Here is a 17,555-nt window from a genome sequence, read left to right as displayed (position 1 = left end):
TTATTTACGATCGGCGAAGAACGCCGGTACCACGCTGGCATCGGTCACGTGGACACTGTGGATGCCCAACGCGCGCGCGGCCAGAACGTTCTCGAGGTTGTCATCGAGGAAAATGGCGTCCTGCGCGGAGGCTTCTTCTTCGTTCAGCAGGCGCTGATAAATTTCAGGGTCCGGCTTACGTAGTCCCATTTCCTGCGACAGGTAAATTTTATCGGCCGCGTTTTTGACTTCGGGATACTCGGTTGGCCAGAACTCGCAGTGCAGCCGATTGGTATTCGATAAAATGACCACGCGATCGCCCTGCTCGCGCAGTTTGTGCATGATGGCAATCACTTCCGGACGTACGCCGACAAATACGGCCTGCCAGCCGACGGCGAACTGTTCAAATCCGAGCGCAATATCCAGCTGCTCACACATTTGCGCCGCAAACTGTTCGTCGCTGATTTCACCGCGTTCGTGCTGGAAAAAAGGTTCGCCCATGTGAAAACGGCTTTGCAGCGTGGCCAGCGGTACGCGACCGAGATCGCTCCAGGCGCCCAAAACCCGTCTGAAATCAATATCGACAATGACATTACCCAGATCAAAGATATACAGCATAGCCCTCTCCATTTGTTCCGCTGAGTTATTCACTCTAGCGGTAAAATCGGAGGCTGAACAGGTAACGGCGGGAAACTACGGACAAAAAAAAGGCCGGATTGCTCCGGCCTTTACTTAACTGATTCGTCGAATTAAGACTCTTTCGGTCCGCGGTTTGCGCGTTTACGATCGTTCTCAGTCAGGTGACGTTTACGGATACGTACGGACTGCGGAGTCACTTCTACCAGTTCGTCATCATCGATGAATTCCAGAGCCTGCTCCAGAGTCATTTTCTGTGGTGGAACCAGAGTGGTGGCTTCGTCAGTACCGGAAGCACGCATGTTAGTCAGTTTTTTACCGGTCAGGCAGTTCACGGTCAGATCGTTAGAACGTGAGTGAATACCGATGATCTGGCCTTCATACACTTCTGCACCGTGACCCAGGAACAGCTTACCGCGATCCTGCAGGCTGAACAGGGCGAAGGCTACCGCTTTACCCTGGCCGTTAGAGATCAGCACGCCGTTCTGACGCTGGCCCACTTCGCCCGGACGAACGTCGTCGTAGTGGCTGAAGGTGGAGTACAGCAGGCCAGTACCGGAAGTCATGGTCATGAATTCGTTACGGAAACCGATCAGACCACGGCTTGGGATCTCGTAGTCAAGACGCACGCGGCCTTTACCATCCGGATCCATGTTTTTCATGTCAGCTTTACGCTCACCCATCGCCTGCATCACGGAGCCCTGATGCTGCTCTTCAATGTCGAGGGTCACGTTTTCGAATGGCTCTTGCTTACGGCCTTCGAACTCGCGGAAGATAACTTTCGGACGGGATACCGCCAGCTCGAAACCTTCACGACGCATGTTTTCGATCAGAACTGACAGGTGTAGCTCACCACGACCAGAAACACGGAACGCATCCGCGTCCGGGGTTTCTTCCACGCGCAGCGCCACGTTGTGCACCAGTTCTTTGTTCAGACGGTCAAGGATCTGACGTGAAGTCACATACTTACCTTCTTTACCGCAGAACGGAGAGGTGTTAACGCAGAAGAACATGGTTACGGTTGGTTCATCAACGCTCAGGGCCGGCAGCGCTTCCACGTTCTGCGGATCGCAGATGGTGTCAGAGATGTTCAGCTCACCCAGACCGGTGATGGCGATGATGTCGCCCGCTTCCGCTTCAGTGGCTTCGATACGCTCCAGACCCATGTGGGTCAGAACTTTACCGACTTTAGCGTTGCGAGTTTTACCTTCGCTATCAACCACGGTGATTTGCTGGTTCGGACGAACCTTACCGCGTTTGATACGGCCGATACCGATTACGCCCAGGTAGTTGTTGTAGTCCAGCTGCGAGATTTGCATCTGCAGTGGCGCTTCCAGCTCAACCTGTGGTGGCGATACGCGGTCAACGATGGCCTGATACAGCGGAGTCATGTCTTCCGCCATATCGTTGTGGTCCAGACCCGCGATACCGTTCAACGCCGACGCGTAGATTACCGGGAAGTCCAGCTGTTCGTCGGTCGCATCCAGGTTGACGAACAGGTCAAATACCTGATCGACTACCCAGTCAGGACGCGCACCAGGACGGTCAACTTTGTTGATAACTACAATCGGCTTCAGACCATTAGCAAACGCTTTTTTGGTCACGAAGCGGGTTTGCGGCATAGGGCCATCCATTGCATCCACAACCAGCAGCACCGAGTCAACCATTGACATCACACGCTCAACCTCACCGCCGAAGTCGGCGTGTCCTGGGGTATCCACGATGTTGATGCGGTAGTCGTTCCATTTAATGGCGGTGTTTTTTGCGAGGATGGTAATCCCACGCTCTTTCTCCAAATCGTTGGAGTCCATTACGCGTTCGGTTGCTTCGGTACGGGCATCGAAGGTCCCGGACTGCTGCAGCAACTTATCAACCAGGGTAGTTTTACCATGGTCAACGTGGGCAATAATGGCGATGTTACGCAAATTTTCGATCACAGCTTTGCCTCAGGCATTAGAAATAGCGCGCTATTGTACACGGATTAATCGAAGGACTGAACAGGATCACATATTTCATAGAAATATAACTGTTCGGATTGCATTTGAAGCCATTTACAGTGCAAAGATTGCACTGCACGGAAAATCTGCACCAAAATGGTGCCCAGTTATCATACAATGGCACTAAAATAGTGCGTATTTTCCATCATGGTGCATTCCTCGTCTTCCGAGAGGGCGCATCATAGCGCTTTTTGCACCGAATAAAAAAGTTGGCATAGATTTCGCTTTAGTATCTGTAAGCGAAAAATGCCAGTTTCCACAACGGTTGATAGCTTGTCAGAGCACTTTAATTTTCGGAGTCAGCGCAGCCAAGCGCAAAGCGCGCCCGTAAAGTTCTCTAACCACGACGACAATGACAAAATCCAGGAGAGTTAAGTATGTCCGCTGAACACGTTCTGTCGATGATGAACGAACACGAAGTCAAATTTGTTGACCTGCGTTTTACCGACACTAAAGGTAAAGAGCAGCACGTGACCATCCCCGCTCATCAGGTTAACGCTGACTTCTTCGAAGAAGGCAAAATGTTTGACGGCTCCTCAATTGGTGGCTGGAAAGGTATCAACGAATCTGACATGGTTCTGATGCCAGACGCGACTACTGCGATGATCGATCCGTTCTTCGCCGACTCTACCCTGATCATCCGTTGTGACGTCCTCGAGCCAGGCACTCTGCAGGGCTACGACCGTGACCCACGCTCCATCGCCAAGCGTGCAGAAGACTTCCTGCGCTCTTCCGGCATCGCGGACACCGTGCTGTTCGGACCAGAGCCAGAGTTCTTCCTGTTCGACGACATTCGTTTCGGCAGCAGCACCTCAGGTTCTCACGTTGCTATCGATGATATCGAAGCCTACTGGAACTCCGGTAAAGAATACGAAGGCGGCAACAAAGGCCACCGTCCAGGTCTGAAAGGCGGCTACTTCCCAGTGCCACCGGTTGACTCAGCTCAGGATATCCGTTCTGCCATGTGTCTGACCATGGAGCAGATGGGCCTGGTTGTTGAAGCTCACCACCACGAAGTGGCAACCGCTGGTCAGAACGAAGTGGCTACCCGCTTCAACACCATGACCAAAAAAGCTGACGAAATTCAGATCTACAAATACGTTGTCCACAACGTTGCTCACGCTTACGGCAAAACGGCAACCTTCATGCCTAAGCCAATGTTTGGTGACAACGGCTCCGGTATGCACTGCCACATGTCTCTGTCTAAAGGCGGCACCAACCTGTTCGCCGGCGACAAATACGGCGGCCTGTCTGAGATGGCACTGTTCTACATCGGTGGTGTTATCAAGCACGCTAAAGCGATCAACGCCCTGGCAAACCCAACCACCAACTCTTACAAGCGTCTGGTCCCAGGCTACGAAGCCCCAGTAATGTTGGCTTACTCTGCCCGTAACCGTTCTGCTTCAATCCGTATCCCAGTGGTTACCAGCCCGAAAGCACGTCGTATCGAAGCGCGCTTCCCGGATCCAGCGGCTAACCCGTACCTGTGCTTCGCTGCACTGCTGATGGCTGGCCTGGACGGCATCATCAACAAGATCCACCCTGGCGATGCCATGGACAAAAACCTGTACGACCTGCCGCCGGAAGAAGAAGCTGAGATTCCAAAAGTGGCCGGTTCTCTGGACGAAGCACTGGCTGCACTGAACGAAGACCGCGAGTTCCTGACCCGTGGCGGCGTGTTCACCGAAGACGCTATCGATGCTTACATCGCCCTGCGTCAGGAAGAGATGGACCGCGTTCGTATGACTCCGCACCCAGTTGAGTTCGAACTGTACTACAGCGTTTAATTAGTAGTAACCCGGCGAATATCCTGTCGCTGAGAGGCGGCAACCAAGATCTCACCCGTGTGGCATTGCCATGTGGGTGAGATTGAGGAACCCGCCATGCTCCAGCACGATAAACGCCTGGGATTTTGTTGCCGTGGAAACTTTCAGCCCATCTTCGGATGGGCTTTTTTCTCCACAAATTCATCGTTTCACACGATGATTTCCGGGTTAAATGACTATAATGCACTAAATTGGTGCGCGCGAATGACTCAGGAGAACGCTTTATGGCAACTGGCGCTCTGCCCGATGCTGGGCAGATTCTCAATTCACTGATCAACAGCATTTTGTTAGTTGATAGCGAGCTGGTGATTCATTATGCCAACCCCGCAGCGCAGCAATTGCTGGCGCAAAGTTCCCGCAAACTTTTCGGTACACCGTTACCGGAACTGATTGGTTATTTCTCTCTTAATATTGAAGTGATGCTCGAGAACCTGGATGCAGGTCAGGGCTTTACCGACAGCGAAGTCACCCTGGTGGTCGACAGTCGCGCCCATATTATGTCGCTGACTGCCCAGCGCCTGCCGGATGGTCTGATTCTGATGGAAATGGCGCCGATGGATAATCAGCGCCGTCTGAGCCAGGAACAGCTGCAGCACGCGCAACAGGTCGCTGCCCGCGATCTGGTTCGTGGTCTGGCGCATGAGATTAAAAATCCGCTGGGAGGATTACGCGGCGCAGCACAACTGCTGGCCAAAGCTCTCCCCGATCCGGGTTTAACCGAATACACTAAAGTTATCATTGAACAGGCTGACCGCCTGCGCAATCTGGTCGATCGCCTGCTGGGCCCCCAGCAGCCGGGTATGCACGTGACTCAGAGCATCCATCAAGTGGCTGAACGCGTGGTGAATCTGGTTTCTATGGAGCTGCCCGATAACGTTTCTTTGGTGCGGGATTACGATCCCAGCCTGCCAGAGCTGCCGCACGATCCCGACCAAATCGAACAAGTTCTGCTTAACGTCGTCCGTAACGCGCTACAGGCACTGGGCGACCAGGGTGGAACCATTACGCTACGTACCCGTACGGCGTTTCAGCTCACGCTGCACGGTACGCGCTATCGCCTGGTGGCACGCATCGATATTGAAGATGACGGCCCGGGCATCCCGTCACAGCTGCAGGACACGCTGTTTTACCCGATGGTCAGCGGCCGCGAAGGCGGCACCGGGCTGGGGCTGTCGATTGCCCGCAGCCTGATAGACCAGCATTCCGGGAAAATAGAGTTCAACAGTTGGCCCGGACACACTGAGTTTTCAGTTTTTCTGCCTATTCGCCAGTGAGGTTTCTATGCAACGAGGGATAGTTTGGATCGTCGATGACGATAGCTCCATCCGCTGGGTGCTTGAACGCGCGCTCACTGGAGCCGGTTTAAGTTGTGTCACGTTTGAAAGTGGCAATGAGGTGCTGGACGCGCTCGCAACCAAAACCCCAGACGTTTTATTATCGGATATTCGTATGCCGGGCATGGACGGGCTGGCGCTGCTTAAACAGATTAAACAGCGTCATCCTATGCTGCCGGTGATTATCATGACCGCGCATTCCGATCTGGATGCCGCCGTCAGTGCTTATCAGCAGGGTGCGTTTGATTACCTGCCTAAACCGTTTGATATTGATGAAGCGGTGGCGCTGGTTGAGCGCGCTATCAGCCACTATCAGGAGCAGCAGCAGCCGCGCAATCAGCCTGTCAGCGGGCCGACTACCGATATCATCGGTGAGGCGCCGGCCATGCAGGATGTCTTTCGCATTATCGGCCGCCTCTCCCGTTCCTCGATCAGCGTCCTGATCAACGGTGAGTCCGGTACCGGTAAAGAGTTAGTGGCGCACGCGCTGCACCGCCACAGCCCACGGGCAAAAGCGCCCTTTATTGCGCTGAACATGGCCGCCATCCCCAAGGATTTGATTGAGTCCGAGCTGTTCGGCCATGAGAAAGGTGCATTTACCGGCGCCAATCAAATTCGTCAGGGCCGCTTCGAGCAGGCGGACGGCGGTACGCTGTTCCTTGATGAAATTGGCGATATGCCGCTGGATGTGCAGACCCGACTGCTGCGCGTGCTGGCCGACGGGCAGTTTTATCGCGTGGGCGGCTATGCCCCGGTGAAGGTGGATGTGCGCATTATCGCGGCAACCCACCAGAACCTGGAAATGCGCGTGCAGGAAGGAAAATTCCGTGAGGATTTATTCCACCGCCTGAACGTTATTCGCGTGCATTTGCCGCCGCTGCGTGAACGCCGCGAAGACATTCCGCGTCTGGCGCGCTATTTCCTGCAGGTGGCCGCTCGTGAACTGGGTGTGGAAGCAAAAATACTGCACCCGGAAACCGAAACAGCGCTGACTCGCCTGCACTGGTCCGGTAACGTGCGCCAGCTGGAAAACACCTGCCGCTGGCTGACGGTGATGGCCGCCGGGCAGGAAGTACTGATTCAGGATCTGCCGCCGGAGCTGTTTGAAACGTCAACGCCGGACAGTCCAAGCCAGTCTCTGCCGGACAGCTGGGCAACGCTGCTGGCACAGTGGGCCGACAGGGCGCTACGTTCCGGTCATCAAAACCTGCTGTCGGAAGCGCAGCCGGAGATGGAGCGCACGCTGCTGACCACCGCCCTGCGCCATACTCAGGGCCACAAGCAGGAAGCCGCACGCCTGCTTGGCTGGGGGCGCAACACGCTGACCCGCAAGCTGAAAGAGCTGGGAATGGAATAACGACGTTTTTTCGGTCGTGAGTTCAGAAGGCGAGCCGCATGCGGCTCGCTTTTTTTCAGCTGAATTAAATCACCCGTGAAAATTGCTGCCTGCGGGCTTTCTGGCGCAGATAGCTGTCAAAGCACATGCAGATATTCCTTACCAACAATCGGCCCTTAGGCGTTATCTGAAGGCCCTTCTGGTGGCAATCCACCAGCCCGTCGGCAATCAGCGGCTGCAGCTGTTGCAGATCGTCAGCAAAATAGTGCTGGAAGTCGATCCCCCACTGCGCTTCGATCGCTAAAAATGACAGCGAGAAGTTGCACATCAGGCTCTTGATCACATCGCGTCGCAGGCAGTCATCATCGGTGAGCTGGAGTCCGCGCCAGAGCGCTGTTTTTTCCTGCTCAATGGCGGCGTAATAGTGCTTCAGCTCTTTCTGGTTCTGCGCGTAGCTATCCCCGATCATGCTAATAGCCGAAACCCCCATTCCCAGCAGATCGCTGTCTCCCTGAGTGGTATAACCCTGGAAATTGCGGTGCAGTTTACCGGCGCGCTGCGCGATCGCCAGTTCGTCATCATGGCGAGCGAAGTGGTCCATGCCGATAAACTCATAGCCCTGAGCGGTCAGTGAAGCGATAGTCTGCTGCAGAATATCCAGCTTCTGCTGCGCGTTGGGTAGATCCGCTTCGCGGATCTTACGCTGGGCCGCAAACAGCTCTGGCAGATGGGCATAGTTGAATACGCTGAGGCGGTCCGGGTTAAGATCGGCCACCTTTTGCAGGGTAAACGCAAAGCTCTCCGCCGTCTGATGCGGAAGACCGTAGATCAGGTCGATATTGGTCGAGGTAAAACCCAGTTGCCGTGCCCGGGCCATCAGGGCGAAGATCGTCGCCTCATCCTGCACCCGGTTAACGCTTTGCTGAACCTGCTTATTAAAATCCTGCACGCCCATGCTCAGACGGTTAAATCCCCCTTCGCGCAGAAGATCCAACACATCCAGTTCAATTTCGCGCGGATCCACCTCAATCGACATTTCGACATCGGCAGCAAACGTAAAGTGCTGGCGCAGGGTGACCAGCAGGCGAGTAATTTGGGCCTTAGTGAGAAAAGTCGGGGTGCCACCGCCCCAGTGCATCTGACTGACGGTACGCTGGCTGAACAGCGGCGCACGGGCCGCGATTTCCTGCACGAGCGCATCCAAATAGACATCCGCTTTATGCTGCTGGCGCGTCACCTGTTTGTTGCAGCCGCAGAAATAACACAGCTGATGGCAAAACGGGATATGCAAATAGAGAGACAGCGCCCGATCGGGATAACGGGACGCCGCGCGCAAAAAGGCGCGTTCATCGTAGTCCTGATTAAATTCCAGGGCCGTGGGATAAGAGGTGTAACGCGGACCGGAGGTGTTGTACTTCTGAATTAACGGGAGATCCCATTCTGCTTTCTGTATCTGCATGCTCGCCTACCTTTTACGCTTTCGGGCAGACCGTCGCGGGACAGGGAGAGGCCGGCGGACGATCCTGCTACGCAGCCGTGCTTTCAGGCGCGATAACCGCTGTAGTTTAACGAACAACCACCCCAGCCAGCACAGCAGAATCAGCGCAATAATTGATCCAGGCCAAATCATCAGCAGAGAAACCGGTTATGGCAGGCAGAGCATAATTGCCCTGCCTCAATTTATGACGATATCAGTTCCCGCCTTTCAGCAGGCGATACATATCTTCTTCCGCAGCGTCATCTTCAACATCGTCATCCAGAGCAATGCCCAGCTGTTCCATCAGCACATCAATACGATCCAGGGCCTGGTCGAGCCATGCCTGATCTTCCGCGGACAGCGACTCACCGCTTTCCAGACGATCCAGCAGTGCGTCCAGGCGCTCGTCGTTCTCCAGCATCGCCAGTTCTTCCTGCGGCGTCAGGCGCGGTTTTTTCTCAGGCTGCACTTTAGGCGCTTTCACAGGCTTGGCGGGTTTAGCGGCAGCGGCGTCTCCACCCAGTGCGACAGGCTTTTTGCTGCCGATACGCGGATCTTTACTTTTGGTATCGCTGCTGGCTTTCTGGCTTTCGGTAACGGGATTAGCCCGGCTGCCGGTGGCGTTGCCGCTACGTTTTTTATCACGTTTGCGATCGCGCGCTTCCTGATTCAGTTCATCACGGGTTTTACGCTTATTTTTTGCAGCAGGTTTTTGTCCCTGGGGCGTGCGTGCAGGTTGCTTCATGGTTTCTGCTCTCAGACGTTTATCTTCAGTATAGAATTGCGGCGGAATCTAGCAGAAAGCAGAGAAAGAAAAAAGGCGGCAGGTCACCCTGTCGCCTTTTTTCGCACCTTCCGCAGAAGGACTGACGGTGTCAGCATCCATTTTAGCAGCCAACATCCCGGTTTTCCTTTGCAAAGCGCCCACGTCCCGGTGAGCTCCGATCCTGTCATGCGATGCCTTCGCACTTTCCTTTCCCTGCTCATCATCATCCTGATGCTCACTGAGCGCTTCATCCTGAAGTGAAACGGCCTGTTTCTGCCTTCAAATGTAGACGAACTCATCCGACTATCAAGGCTGTGCTTTGATTTTTAGTTATTTATTGGATATGAAAAATACAATGCAATGAAATTGAACCATATTTTAAGAGGGTAATGAAAAAAAAGCAGAGAGTGCCGCCATTGTTTATGGCAAATATCTCACAGGGAATACCAGGGTTATTATGTCTTATCGGGCGCTTTTCGATCATACAGGGTATAATCAACGCAATTCACTTTTTTCCCTGGAGTACTTTATTTTGTCTGGCTGGAATTATCACGTCACCCATTTTGTCACCAGCGCCCCGGATATCCGCCATCTGCCTTCCGATACCGGCATTGAGGTTGCTTTTGCCGGACGTTCAAACGCGGGTAAATCCAGCGCGCTCAATACGCTGACAAATCAGAAAAGCCTGGCCCGTACCAGTAAAACCCCTGGCCGTACCCAGTTAATTAACCTGTTCCAGGTTGCCGAGGGCTACAGACTGGTGGATCTACCCGGCTATGGCTATGCCGAAGTACCGGAAGAGATGAAGCTGAAGTGGCAGCGATCGCTGGCCGAATACCTGCAAAAACGTCAGTGCCTCAAGGGGCTGGTGGTGCTGATGGATATTCGCCATCCGCTGAAAGATCTCGACCGTCAGATGGTTATGTGGGCGGTGCAGAGCGGAATTGAAGTGCTGATACTGCTGACCAAGGCCGACAAGCTGGCTTCCGGGGCGCGTAAAGCGCAGCTGAACGCCGTTCGTGAAGAAGCAAAAACCTTCCTCGGCACGGTGGAAGTTGAAGCCTTCTCATCGCTGAAGAAAATTGGCGTGGATAAGCTGAGCCAGAAGCTGGATAGCTGGTATCGCGATTTGCCACCGGCAACGGAAGAAGACGAAGAAACCATCTGAGATAGATGATCTGATAAGAACCCGGGAGCTTACATCAGTAAATGACCGGGGCGAAGGCTCGCAGCTAACGCGGCGGTTGCGTCGTCAAGGATGAAGGTAACAGACAATAAAAAACGCCCCAGTCATAACGACTGGGGCGGCTAAAATATTCAGCCAAATCCGATTACGTGAAGTAAAAGGTCTGAAAGATAGAACATCTTACCTCTGTACCCTACGCGATAAACTCTACATGATTTTTTGAGCGCTCAAAAGGGTTTTTTGTAGTTAATTTTCAGAAAACGACAGTCAAGATCCAACATTCGTCACATAACGATGCCCTTTCTGTAGCTTAATTACTTAAAAAATGCTTTTAGCTGAAATGGTTAGCGTTACTGGTAACCACAGTATGTGGAGGGTCAGAAGCTGAAACGATTAAATAGATTATTTTCTTATCGTTGGTGCTGGCCGGGAAACTGAGTGCCCCGGCCTTATGGCTGTGTGATTAGTGCGCCTGATCCCAGTTATCGCCCACGCCGACATCCACACGCAGCGGCACATCCAGTTTCATACTGCTTTCCATCAGTTGACGAATTTTCGCCGACGCGGCATCAACGGCATCCGCCCTGACTTCAAATACCAGTTCATCGTGTACCTGCATGATCATCTTCACGGCGGTTTCCGTTTGCTGGAGCAGCCAGTCGTCCACGGCGATCATTGCCCGTTTGATAATATCCGCAGCGGTCCCCTGCATTGGGGCGTTAATCGCTGCACGTTCTGCAGCCTTACGGCGCATTGCATTGCTGGCTTTAATATCCGGCAGATACAGCCGACGCCCGTCCAGGGTTGAAACGTAGCCCTTTTCCGCAGCCAGTTCACGGGTGCTTTCCATATACTGCAGTACGCCCGGATAGCGTTCAAAGTAGAGATCCATATACTTTTTCGCCTCGCCGGCACCAATATTCAGCTGGCGTGACAAGCCGAATGCGCTCATTCCGTAAATCAGACCAAAGTTAATCGCCTTCGCGCTGCGTCGCTGCTCGCCGCTCACTTTGTCCAGCGCGACGCCAAAGACTTCTGCAGCGGTCGCACGGTGGATATCCTGCTCGTTAGCAAATGCCGTCAGCAGTCCTTTATCCTGGGAAAGGTGGGCCATGATACGGAGCTCAATCTGCGAATAGTCGGCCGCGACGATGACGTGCCCTTTCGGCGCAATAAAGGCCTGGCGGATGCGGCGCCCTTCATCATTACGCACCGGAATATTCTGCAGGTTAGGATCGCTGGAAGAGAGCCTGCCGGTCGCGGTCACCGTCTGATGATAGGAGGTATGAACGCGGCCAGAGTGCGGATTGATCATCTGCGGCAGCTTGTCGGTATAGGTCGACTTGAGCTTGGATAAGCCACGGTGCTCAAGGATAACTTTCGGCAGTGGATAGTCCAGCGCCAGTTCGGCGAGCACTTCTTCGCTGGTCGACGGCGCGCCACCCGGCGTTTTCTTGGTCGGTTTGATGCCCTGCTTTTCAAACAGAATCGTTTGCAGCTGCTTAGGTGAAGAGAGGTTAAACGGCTCACCGGCAAGCTCATGGGCGCGCAGTTCCAGCTCCGCCAGCCGGGTCCCCAACTCTTTTGAATGCGCGGCCAGTATGCGCTGGTCGATCAGCACACCGTTACGCTCAATGCGTGAGATAACAGGCACCAGCGGCATTTCGACCTGGTCGAAAACGGCTTTAGGCCCCTGCTCTTTCTCCAGTTCAGGCCACATTTTCAGATGCAGCTGCAGCGTCACGTCGGCGTCTTCTGCCGCATAGTGTGCAGCCTGCTCAAGCGCTATCTGGTTAAAGGTCAGCTGATTCTTACCCTTACCGGCAATCTCTTCAAAGGTGACCGTCTTATGGTTCAGCCAGCGGGATGCCAGAGTATCCATATCATGGCGGCCCGCAACGCTATTCAGCGCATAGGACTCCAGCATGGTGTCGAAACGAATGCCTTTTAATTCTATATCATAGTTTTTCAGCACGCCGCGATCGTATTTGAGGTTCTGCCCAACTTTCAGCGCGTTGCTGTCTTCCAACAGCGGTTTAAGACGTGACAATACGTTGCTGCGGTCCAGCTGATCGGGCGCATCAAGATAGTCATGTGCCACCGGCAGATAAGCCGCTTCTCCCGGTGCGACCGCAAAGGACAGGCCAACAATATTGGCGCTCAGCGTATCCAGCGAGTCGGTTTCAAGGTCGAAGGCAAACAGTTCACTACGCTGTAATTTTTGCAGCCAGCTTTCAAAGGTTTCTTCATCAAGAATGGTAACGTAACCCTCTGATGACAGTACGCTGGCTGGCTGTTCCTCTACGGCGGCTTCCGCTGCAGGTGCAGCTTTCGCTTTCGGCGTGGAAGTACTGCCCGTCCTGGCCTGTAGCCATTTACCTTCTTCCAGATCGACAATCCAGCGGCGGAACTCATACTGCTTAAACAGGCTCAGCAGTTCTTCCGTTGCCGGTTCGTTGACCGTCAGCTGGTCACAGGTCCGATCCAGCTCAACGTCGGTCTTAATGGTGGCCAGCTGATAGGACAGCAGCGCCATTTCTTTATTCTGTTCCAGCTTGGCCGCCATGGTTTTTGCACCACGGAAGGTTAAACCGGCCACGCTATCGAGATTGGCGTAGATGTCCTTAATACCGCCCAGCCCCTGAAGCAGCGCCTGCGCGGTTTTCTCGCCCACGCCGGGTACGCCAGGAATATTGTCCGATGAGTCACCCATCAGCGCCAGGAAGTCGATAATCAGTGACGGTGGAATACCGTATTTTGCCACCACCTCTTCCGGGCCGAGAATGGCATTATTCATGGTGTTGATTAGCGTGATATTTGGCGTCACCAGCTGTGCCATATCTTTATCGCCGGTGCTGATCAATACGGGTTTACCCATTTTTTCAGCGGCCAGCGCCAGTGTACCGATGACGTCATCGGCTTCGACTCCGGAGACAGCCAGCAGCGGCAACCCCATTGCCTTCACCATGGTGTGCAGCGGCTCTATTTGCGCACGCAGGTCATCGGGCATCGGCGGACGATGGGATTTGTACTCTTCAAACAGTTCATCACGGAACGTTTTGCCTTTAGCGTCAAAGACCACCGCGACGTGGCTAGGCTTATATTGCAGTAGCAGGCTGCGCAGCATATTCAATACGCCATACATTGCCCCGGTGGGTTCACCAGCACTATTGGTCAGTGGAGGGAACGCATGGTAAGCGCGGTACAGGTAGGAAGAGCCATCTACCAGGATCAGCGGGTTTTCTGCAATTTGAGCCATAGGTCGTCACGTTCTTGATTAGTTTTGGATTGGTGTTAAGGATGCCACAGCTCGACATAAAAGATAAAACTGCAATGGCCATTATTCACAGAACAATTGCCGTTTTGCGTGACGCCTCGACAACTTCCCCTGTGGATAAGTTTGTGTGTAAATTCAATAACTCATCGTTATTCGCGAAAAGAGAATAACAAAGATGAAATTTATAACCATATTATTCAATGTGATAGAGGAAAAACCAATAACTTAAAATGGCCTTAGCGGAATTATTATTATGTGGATATTAGTTAAAAGCGTAATGAAGAGGCCTGAAAAAGAGTGGCTCAGGGCCGATATCCATTTTAATTCATTTCGTCCAGTTTGCTCGCCAACAGGCAAAAAAAAGCCGGCCCGAGAGGCCGGCGATTAAAGCAGAAAAATTACTTCTGGCCGATCAGGAATTTCACTACGTTCGCGTACTGCTGAACATAGTTATCCATTGAGCTGGTATCCAGACCACCGTTGTTAACCATGTATTTACCGTTAACGAACATGGCCGGAACGCCGCGGAGATCAACGTCGGCTGCCGCTTTTTCCTGCTGTGCAACCAGTGATTTCACCACAAAGCTATTCCATGCAGCGTCATAATCTTCTGGCTTGATACCGGCAGCTTTTACGAAGGTGTCCTTCAGGCTGGCAGGATCGGTGATTGTCTGTGTTTTCTGAATGCCATCGAAGATAGGCGCAGTCACTTTATCTTCCACACCCAGCGCCATCGCTACGGCCCATGCCTGAGTCACGGTTTTACCCATGTCGCCACCTAAGAATTCGACATGGTATTTGGTCACTTTTGCATTCGCCGGCAGGCCTTTTTTTACCGCCTCGCTCACGTGCCAGACGCGCTCAAACTGATAACAGTGCGGGCAGAAGAATGAGAAGAACTCCAGAACCTGCGGCTCACCGGATGCGGGTTTGTCCAGCGTGACATACTGCTGACCATCGGTAAACTGTGCAGCAGATGCGCTGAATGCCAGTACCATACCGACAAGTGCAAACCAAATTTTTTTCATCGTGAAACTCTCTCCTAGTTACTACTCAGTAGGCGTACCAAAGGGTGATTACACCTGGAAATCAGGCATCAGCTGCAGCGGAGGCTCCTGCAGCAGCTTGTCCTGCTCATTAAATATGGAAATCTGACGACGCCAGAAATCCTCATCCGTCATCCACGGGAAACTGCCTGGGAAAGCCGGGTCGTCCCATCTGCGAACAACCCACGCCAGATAATAAACCATCCGCATAGCACGTAAAGGCTCAATCAGTGACAATTCGTGAGCATCAAAGTCACAAAACTCACCGTAGGCTTCAAGTAAAATATCCCACTGGATCAGCTGTTCTTGCCGATCGCCATTAACCAGCATCCATAAATCCTGCACGGCAGGACCATTACGCGCATCGTCCAGATCGACAAAAAGTGGACCATCGCGCCACAGAATATTCCCCGGATGGCAATCACCGTGCAGACGCAGCGGCCGCCACTGAGTATGCCAGCAGTTTTGTAAAGTTGTGCGTAGCCGCTCGATACTTGCTAATAAACTGTCCTTCAGCCCCTTCGGAACCAGCGTGCTACTGGCGAGGATCTGCAGGGGTTGATCGACATATTCCGACAGGTCGATTGTCGGGCGGTATGCAAAAGTTTCCCTGCGCCCTGTCTGATGAATGCGACCAAGAAAGCGGCCTACCCATTCCAGGTGATCGTAGTTATCCGTTTCGTATTGACGGCCACCGAGGCTGGGGAAAACGGCAAACCAGAAACCCTGATGCTGATGCAGCATCTTTCCCTGCAGATTCAACGGCGCAGCGATAGGGACCTCATCCGCCAGCAGTTCGGCGGAAAACTGATGTTCTTCTTCAATCTGCTGCTGCGACCAGCGCTGAGGGCGGTAAAACTTTGCAACATAACGGCGTCTATCTTCATCAGCAAACTGGTAAACGCGGTTTTCATAGCTATTCAGCGCCGTTAGCCCGGATTCAACCCGCAGGCCAGTTTCCCATAGCGCGTCAAGGATGGTATCGGGTGTAAGCGTTTGGAAGTTAAAAGCAGCGTCTGTCATGCAGCAGGCTCATTGATCAATGCGTAAGTATAGCGGCTAAGAATATCATCAAATGCCGATGACTTCGGCTGCGGGAGGAGATTTAATCTTTAATGACCCCTCGAGCACGAAGCAGCGCGGTTTTGAAATCCTCCTCATAGTCTTTCTTTAATCCGGGAATTTCTGCGCTTTTATCACTGCCCCGCATCTTGAGATGATAGATCAGGACATCATCCGTCAGTTCATTAATAGGTTGTTTAAAACCGGCTTCGTCAGCCATTTTCTGCACAAATTCTATCAGATTCAGATCGGGCTCCTGCTGCCATGCGGGCTGTAGCAGGGTGATAAGTTCATTCAGTCGATGGCATTTCATATTGTTGTCCCTTATAAATACTTTTCAGTTACGATGACTGGCCGTAAGCCCGGTTTAAGCATAAGGCATAAAATAAATGGCGATTAACTCAGGTCCTGAACATCCAGCAATCACGGGAGTGATCCTTGCAGGTGGCCGTGGCAGTCGGATGGGAGGCCAGGACAAAGGGCTGGTTATCTGGCATCAGCTACCGCTTTATCTTCATGTCTTACAGCGGCTAAAACCCCAAGTGTCTACTGTATGGATTAATGCCAATCGGAACCTTGCGGCATATCAACAGAGCGGCGTTCCGGTTATTGCCGATACCCTGCCTGATTTCCCCGGCCCGCTTGCCGGAATGCTGGCTGCACTGGAACAGGTTGAGACAGAATGGGTGGTTTTTACTTCCTGCGATACCCCTCAGCTGCCTGGCAATCTGGTTACACATCTCTGGGATAATAGAGGTTCAGCTCTTGCTGTATGGGCTCGCTCTGAAGAGAGGGATCATCCGGCGCTGGCGTTATTGAATCGTGCGCTCATTACTCCGCTGCAGCAGTTCCTGGAGCGAGGGGATCGCAGGCTGATGCCGTTTTTGCAGGAAGTTGGCGGGCACAGCGTGTTGTTTAGCAATGCAGGGCAAGCATTTAACAATATTAATCGCCCCGAAGATCTCCAAAACTAAACGGAATTCTCACCATGATCCCATTACTGGCCATTTCTGCCTGGAGCGGAACGGGAAAAACCACCTTGCTTAAGCAACTGATCCCCAATCTTAAAAATCGAGGAATACGCTGCGGCCTGATCAAACACACTCACCATCAAATGGATATTGATACGCCGGGGAAGGACAGCTATGAGCTGCGTAAAGCGGGGGCCGATCAGGTACTGGTAGCCAGTCAGTCACGCTGGGCTTTGATGACGGAAACACCACAGCAGACCGGGCTCGATTTACACTATCTGGCCAGCAGAATGAACGCATCTGAACTCGATCTGATTCTGGTGGAAGGTTTTAAGCATGAGGGTGTTGCAAAAATTGTGCTGCATCGCTCCGAAACAGGCAAACAGCTACCCTTACCGCTGGATCAATGGACGATTGCTGTTGCCAGTGATATTCGTCTTGATCTTGATGTGATCCAATTAGATTTAAACAATATAGAGGCGATTGCTGATTTTATTGAAGGCTGGATGTCAGTAAAGAAAGGATGAAGGCACGAAATACGGTCAGAAAACAGACTGAATATCATCAGTGAGGATGGCCTTCTGCTTTATCTGATGCCTGGCACTTCCCTACAATACTCGTATCATCCTGATACTCGCCCCTTCGGGGCCGCCGCAGGCGGC

At 52.9% G+C, this 17,555-nt stretch carries 14 protein-coding genes; 6 read left to right on the top strand and 8 right to left on the bottom strand.

Annotation, left to right across the window (positions count from 1 at the left end; genetic code table 11):
- Both yihX and typA read right to left on the bottom strand, forming a co-directional pair.
- Positions 1-597, bottom strand: a complete 597-nt coding sequence (gene yihX / locus EC836_RS22640; RefSeq protein ID WP_123337373.1) for a glucose-1-phosphatase — start codon at positions 595-597, stop codon at positions 1-3.
- A 131-nt stretch (positions 598-728) separates the two neighbouring features.
- A complete protein-coding gene (typA, locus tag EC836_RS22635; RefSeq protein ID WP_123337371.1) occupies positions 729-2,552 on the bottom strand; it encodes a ribosome-dependent GTPase TypA in 1,824 nt (607 codons plus the stop codon).
- A 437-nt stretch (positions 2,553-2,989) separates the two neighbouring features.
- Here typA and glnA point away from each other — a divergent pair, with 437 nt between their 5' ends.
- From glnA to glnG, 3 genes are all read left to right on the top strand, one after another.
- Positions 2,990-4,399, top strand: coding sequence for a glutamate--ammonia ligase (gene glnA, locus EC836_RS22630; protein ID WP_123337369.1), 1,410 nt, complete (start codon positions 2,990-2,992; stop codon positions 4,397-4,399).
- Between the two features lie 263 nt (positions 4,400-4,662).
- Complete coding sequence (gene glnL, locus EC836_RS22625; protein ID WP_123337367.1) at positions 4,663-5,712, top strand: nitrogen regulation protein NR(II); 1,050 nt, start codon at positions 4,663-4,665, stop codon at positions 5,710-5,712.
- Between the two features lie 7 nt (positions 5,713-5,719).
- Entirely contained in the window at positions 5,720-7,129 is a 1,410-nt protein-coding gene (glnG, locus tag EC836_RS22620; protein ID WP_123337365.1) for a nitrogen regulation protein NR(I), read from the top strand.
- 64 nt (positions 7,130-7,193) lie between these two features.
- Here the strand turns inward: glnG and hemN are convergent, their stop codons facing one another.
- Positions 7,194-8,567: an oxygen-independent coproporphyrinogen III oxidase gene (gene hemN, locus EC836_RS22615; RefSeq protein WP_123337363.1), complete on the bottom strand. Its 1,374-nt coding sequence runs from the start codon at positions 8,565-8,567 to the stop codon at positions 7,194-7,196.
- Between the two features lie 232 nt (positions 8,568-8,799).
- Positions 8,800-9,330 carry a Der GTPase-activating protein YihI gene (gene yihI / locus EC836_RS22610; RefSeq protein WP_123337361.1) on the bottom strand — a complete coding sequence of 177 codons (531 nt, stop codon included), beginning with the start codon at positions 9,328-9,330 and terminating at the stop codon, positions 8,800-8,802.
- Between the two features lie 553 nt (positions 9,331-9,883).
- Here yihI and yihA point away from each other — a divergent pair.
- On the top strand, positions 9,884-10,519 hold the full coding sequence (yihA, locus tag EC836_RS22600) for a ribosome biogenesis GTP-binding protein YihA/YsxC (protein ID WP_123337591.1): 636 nt from the start codon (positions 9,884-9,886) through the stop codon (positions 10,517-10,519).
- Between the two features lie 481 nt (positions 10,520-11,000).
- On the opposite strand, the gene polA is transcribed toward yihA, so the two are convergent.
- The 4 genes from polA to EC836_RS22580 form a co-directional block, all read right to left on the bottom strand.
- A complete protein-coding gene (gene polA, locus EC836_RS22595) occupies positions 11,001-13,796 on the bottom strand; it encodes a DNA polymerase I (RefSeq protein ID WP_123337357.1) in 2,796 nt (931 codons plus the stop codon).
- Positions 13,797-14,212: 416 nt separating this feature from the next.
- The gene (gene dsbA / locus EC836_RS22590; RefSeq protein ID WP_123337355.1) at positions 14,213-14,842 is read right to left on the bottom strand and encodes a thiol:disulfide interchange protein DsbA; all 630 of its coding nucleotides are present in this window, start codon (positions 14,840-14,842) and stop codon (positions 14,213-14,215) included.
- Between the two features lie 48 nt (positions 14,843-14,890).
- On the bottom strand, positions 14,891-15,883 hold the full coding sequence (locus EC836_RS22585) for a serine/threonine protein kinase (protein WP_123337353.1): 993 nt from the start codon (positions 15,881-15,883) through the stop codon (positions 14,891-14,893).
- 82 nt (positions 15,884-15,965) lie between these two features.
- The gene (locus tag EC836_RS22580; protein WP_123337351.1) at positions 15,966-16,235 is read right to left on the bottom strand and encodes a YihD family protein; all 270 of its coding nucleotides are present in this window, start codon (positions 16,233-16,235) and stop codon (positions 15,966-15,968) included.
- A 76-nt stretch (positions 16,236-16,311) separates the two neighbouring features.
- Here EC836_RS22580 and mobA point away from each other — a divergent pair, with 76 nt between their 5' ends.
- Positions 16,312-16,896, top strand: coding sequence for a molybdenum cofactor guanylyltransferase MobA (mobA, locus tag EC836_RS22575; protein ID WP_123337349.1), 585 nt, complete (start codon positions 16,312-16,314; stop codon positions 16,894-16,896).
- Positions 16,897-16,910: 14 nt separating this feature from the next.
- A complete protein-coding gene (gene mobB, locus EC836_RS22570; protein WP_123337347.1) occupies positions 16,911-17,420 on the top strand; it encodes a molybdopterin-guanine dinucleotide biosynthesis protein MobB in 510 nt (169 codons plus the stop codon).
- Positions 17,421-17,555: the final 135 nt, after the last annotated feature.

Source organism: Erwinia sp. JUb26, from assembly GCF_003751505.1.
Taxonomy (GTDB): domain Bacteria; phylum Pseudomonadota; class Gammaproteobacteria; order Enterobacterales; family Enterobacteriaceae; genus Erwinia.
This window is presented reverse-complemented; position numbering and strand designations above follow the sequence as displayed.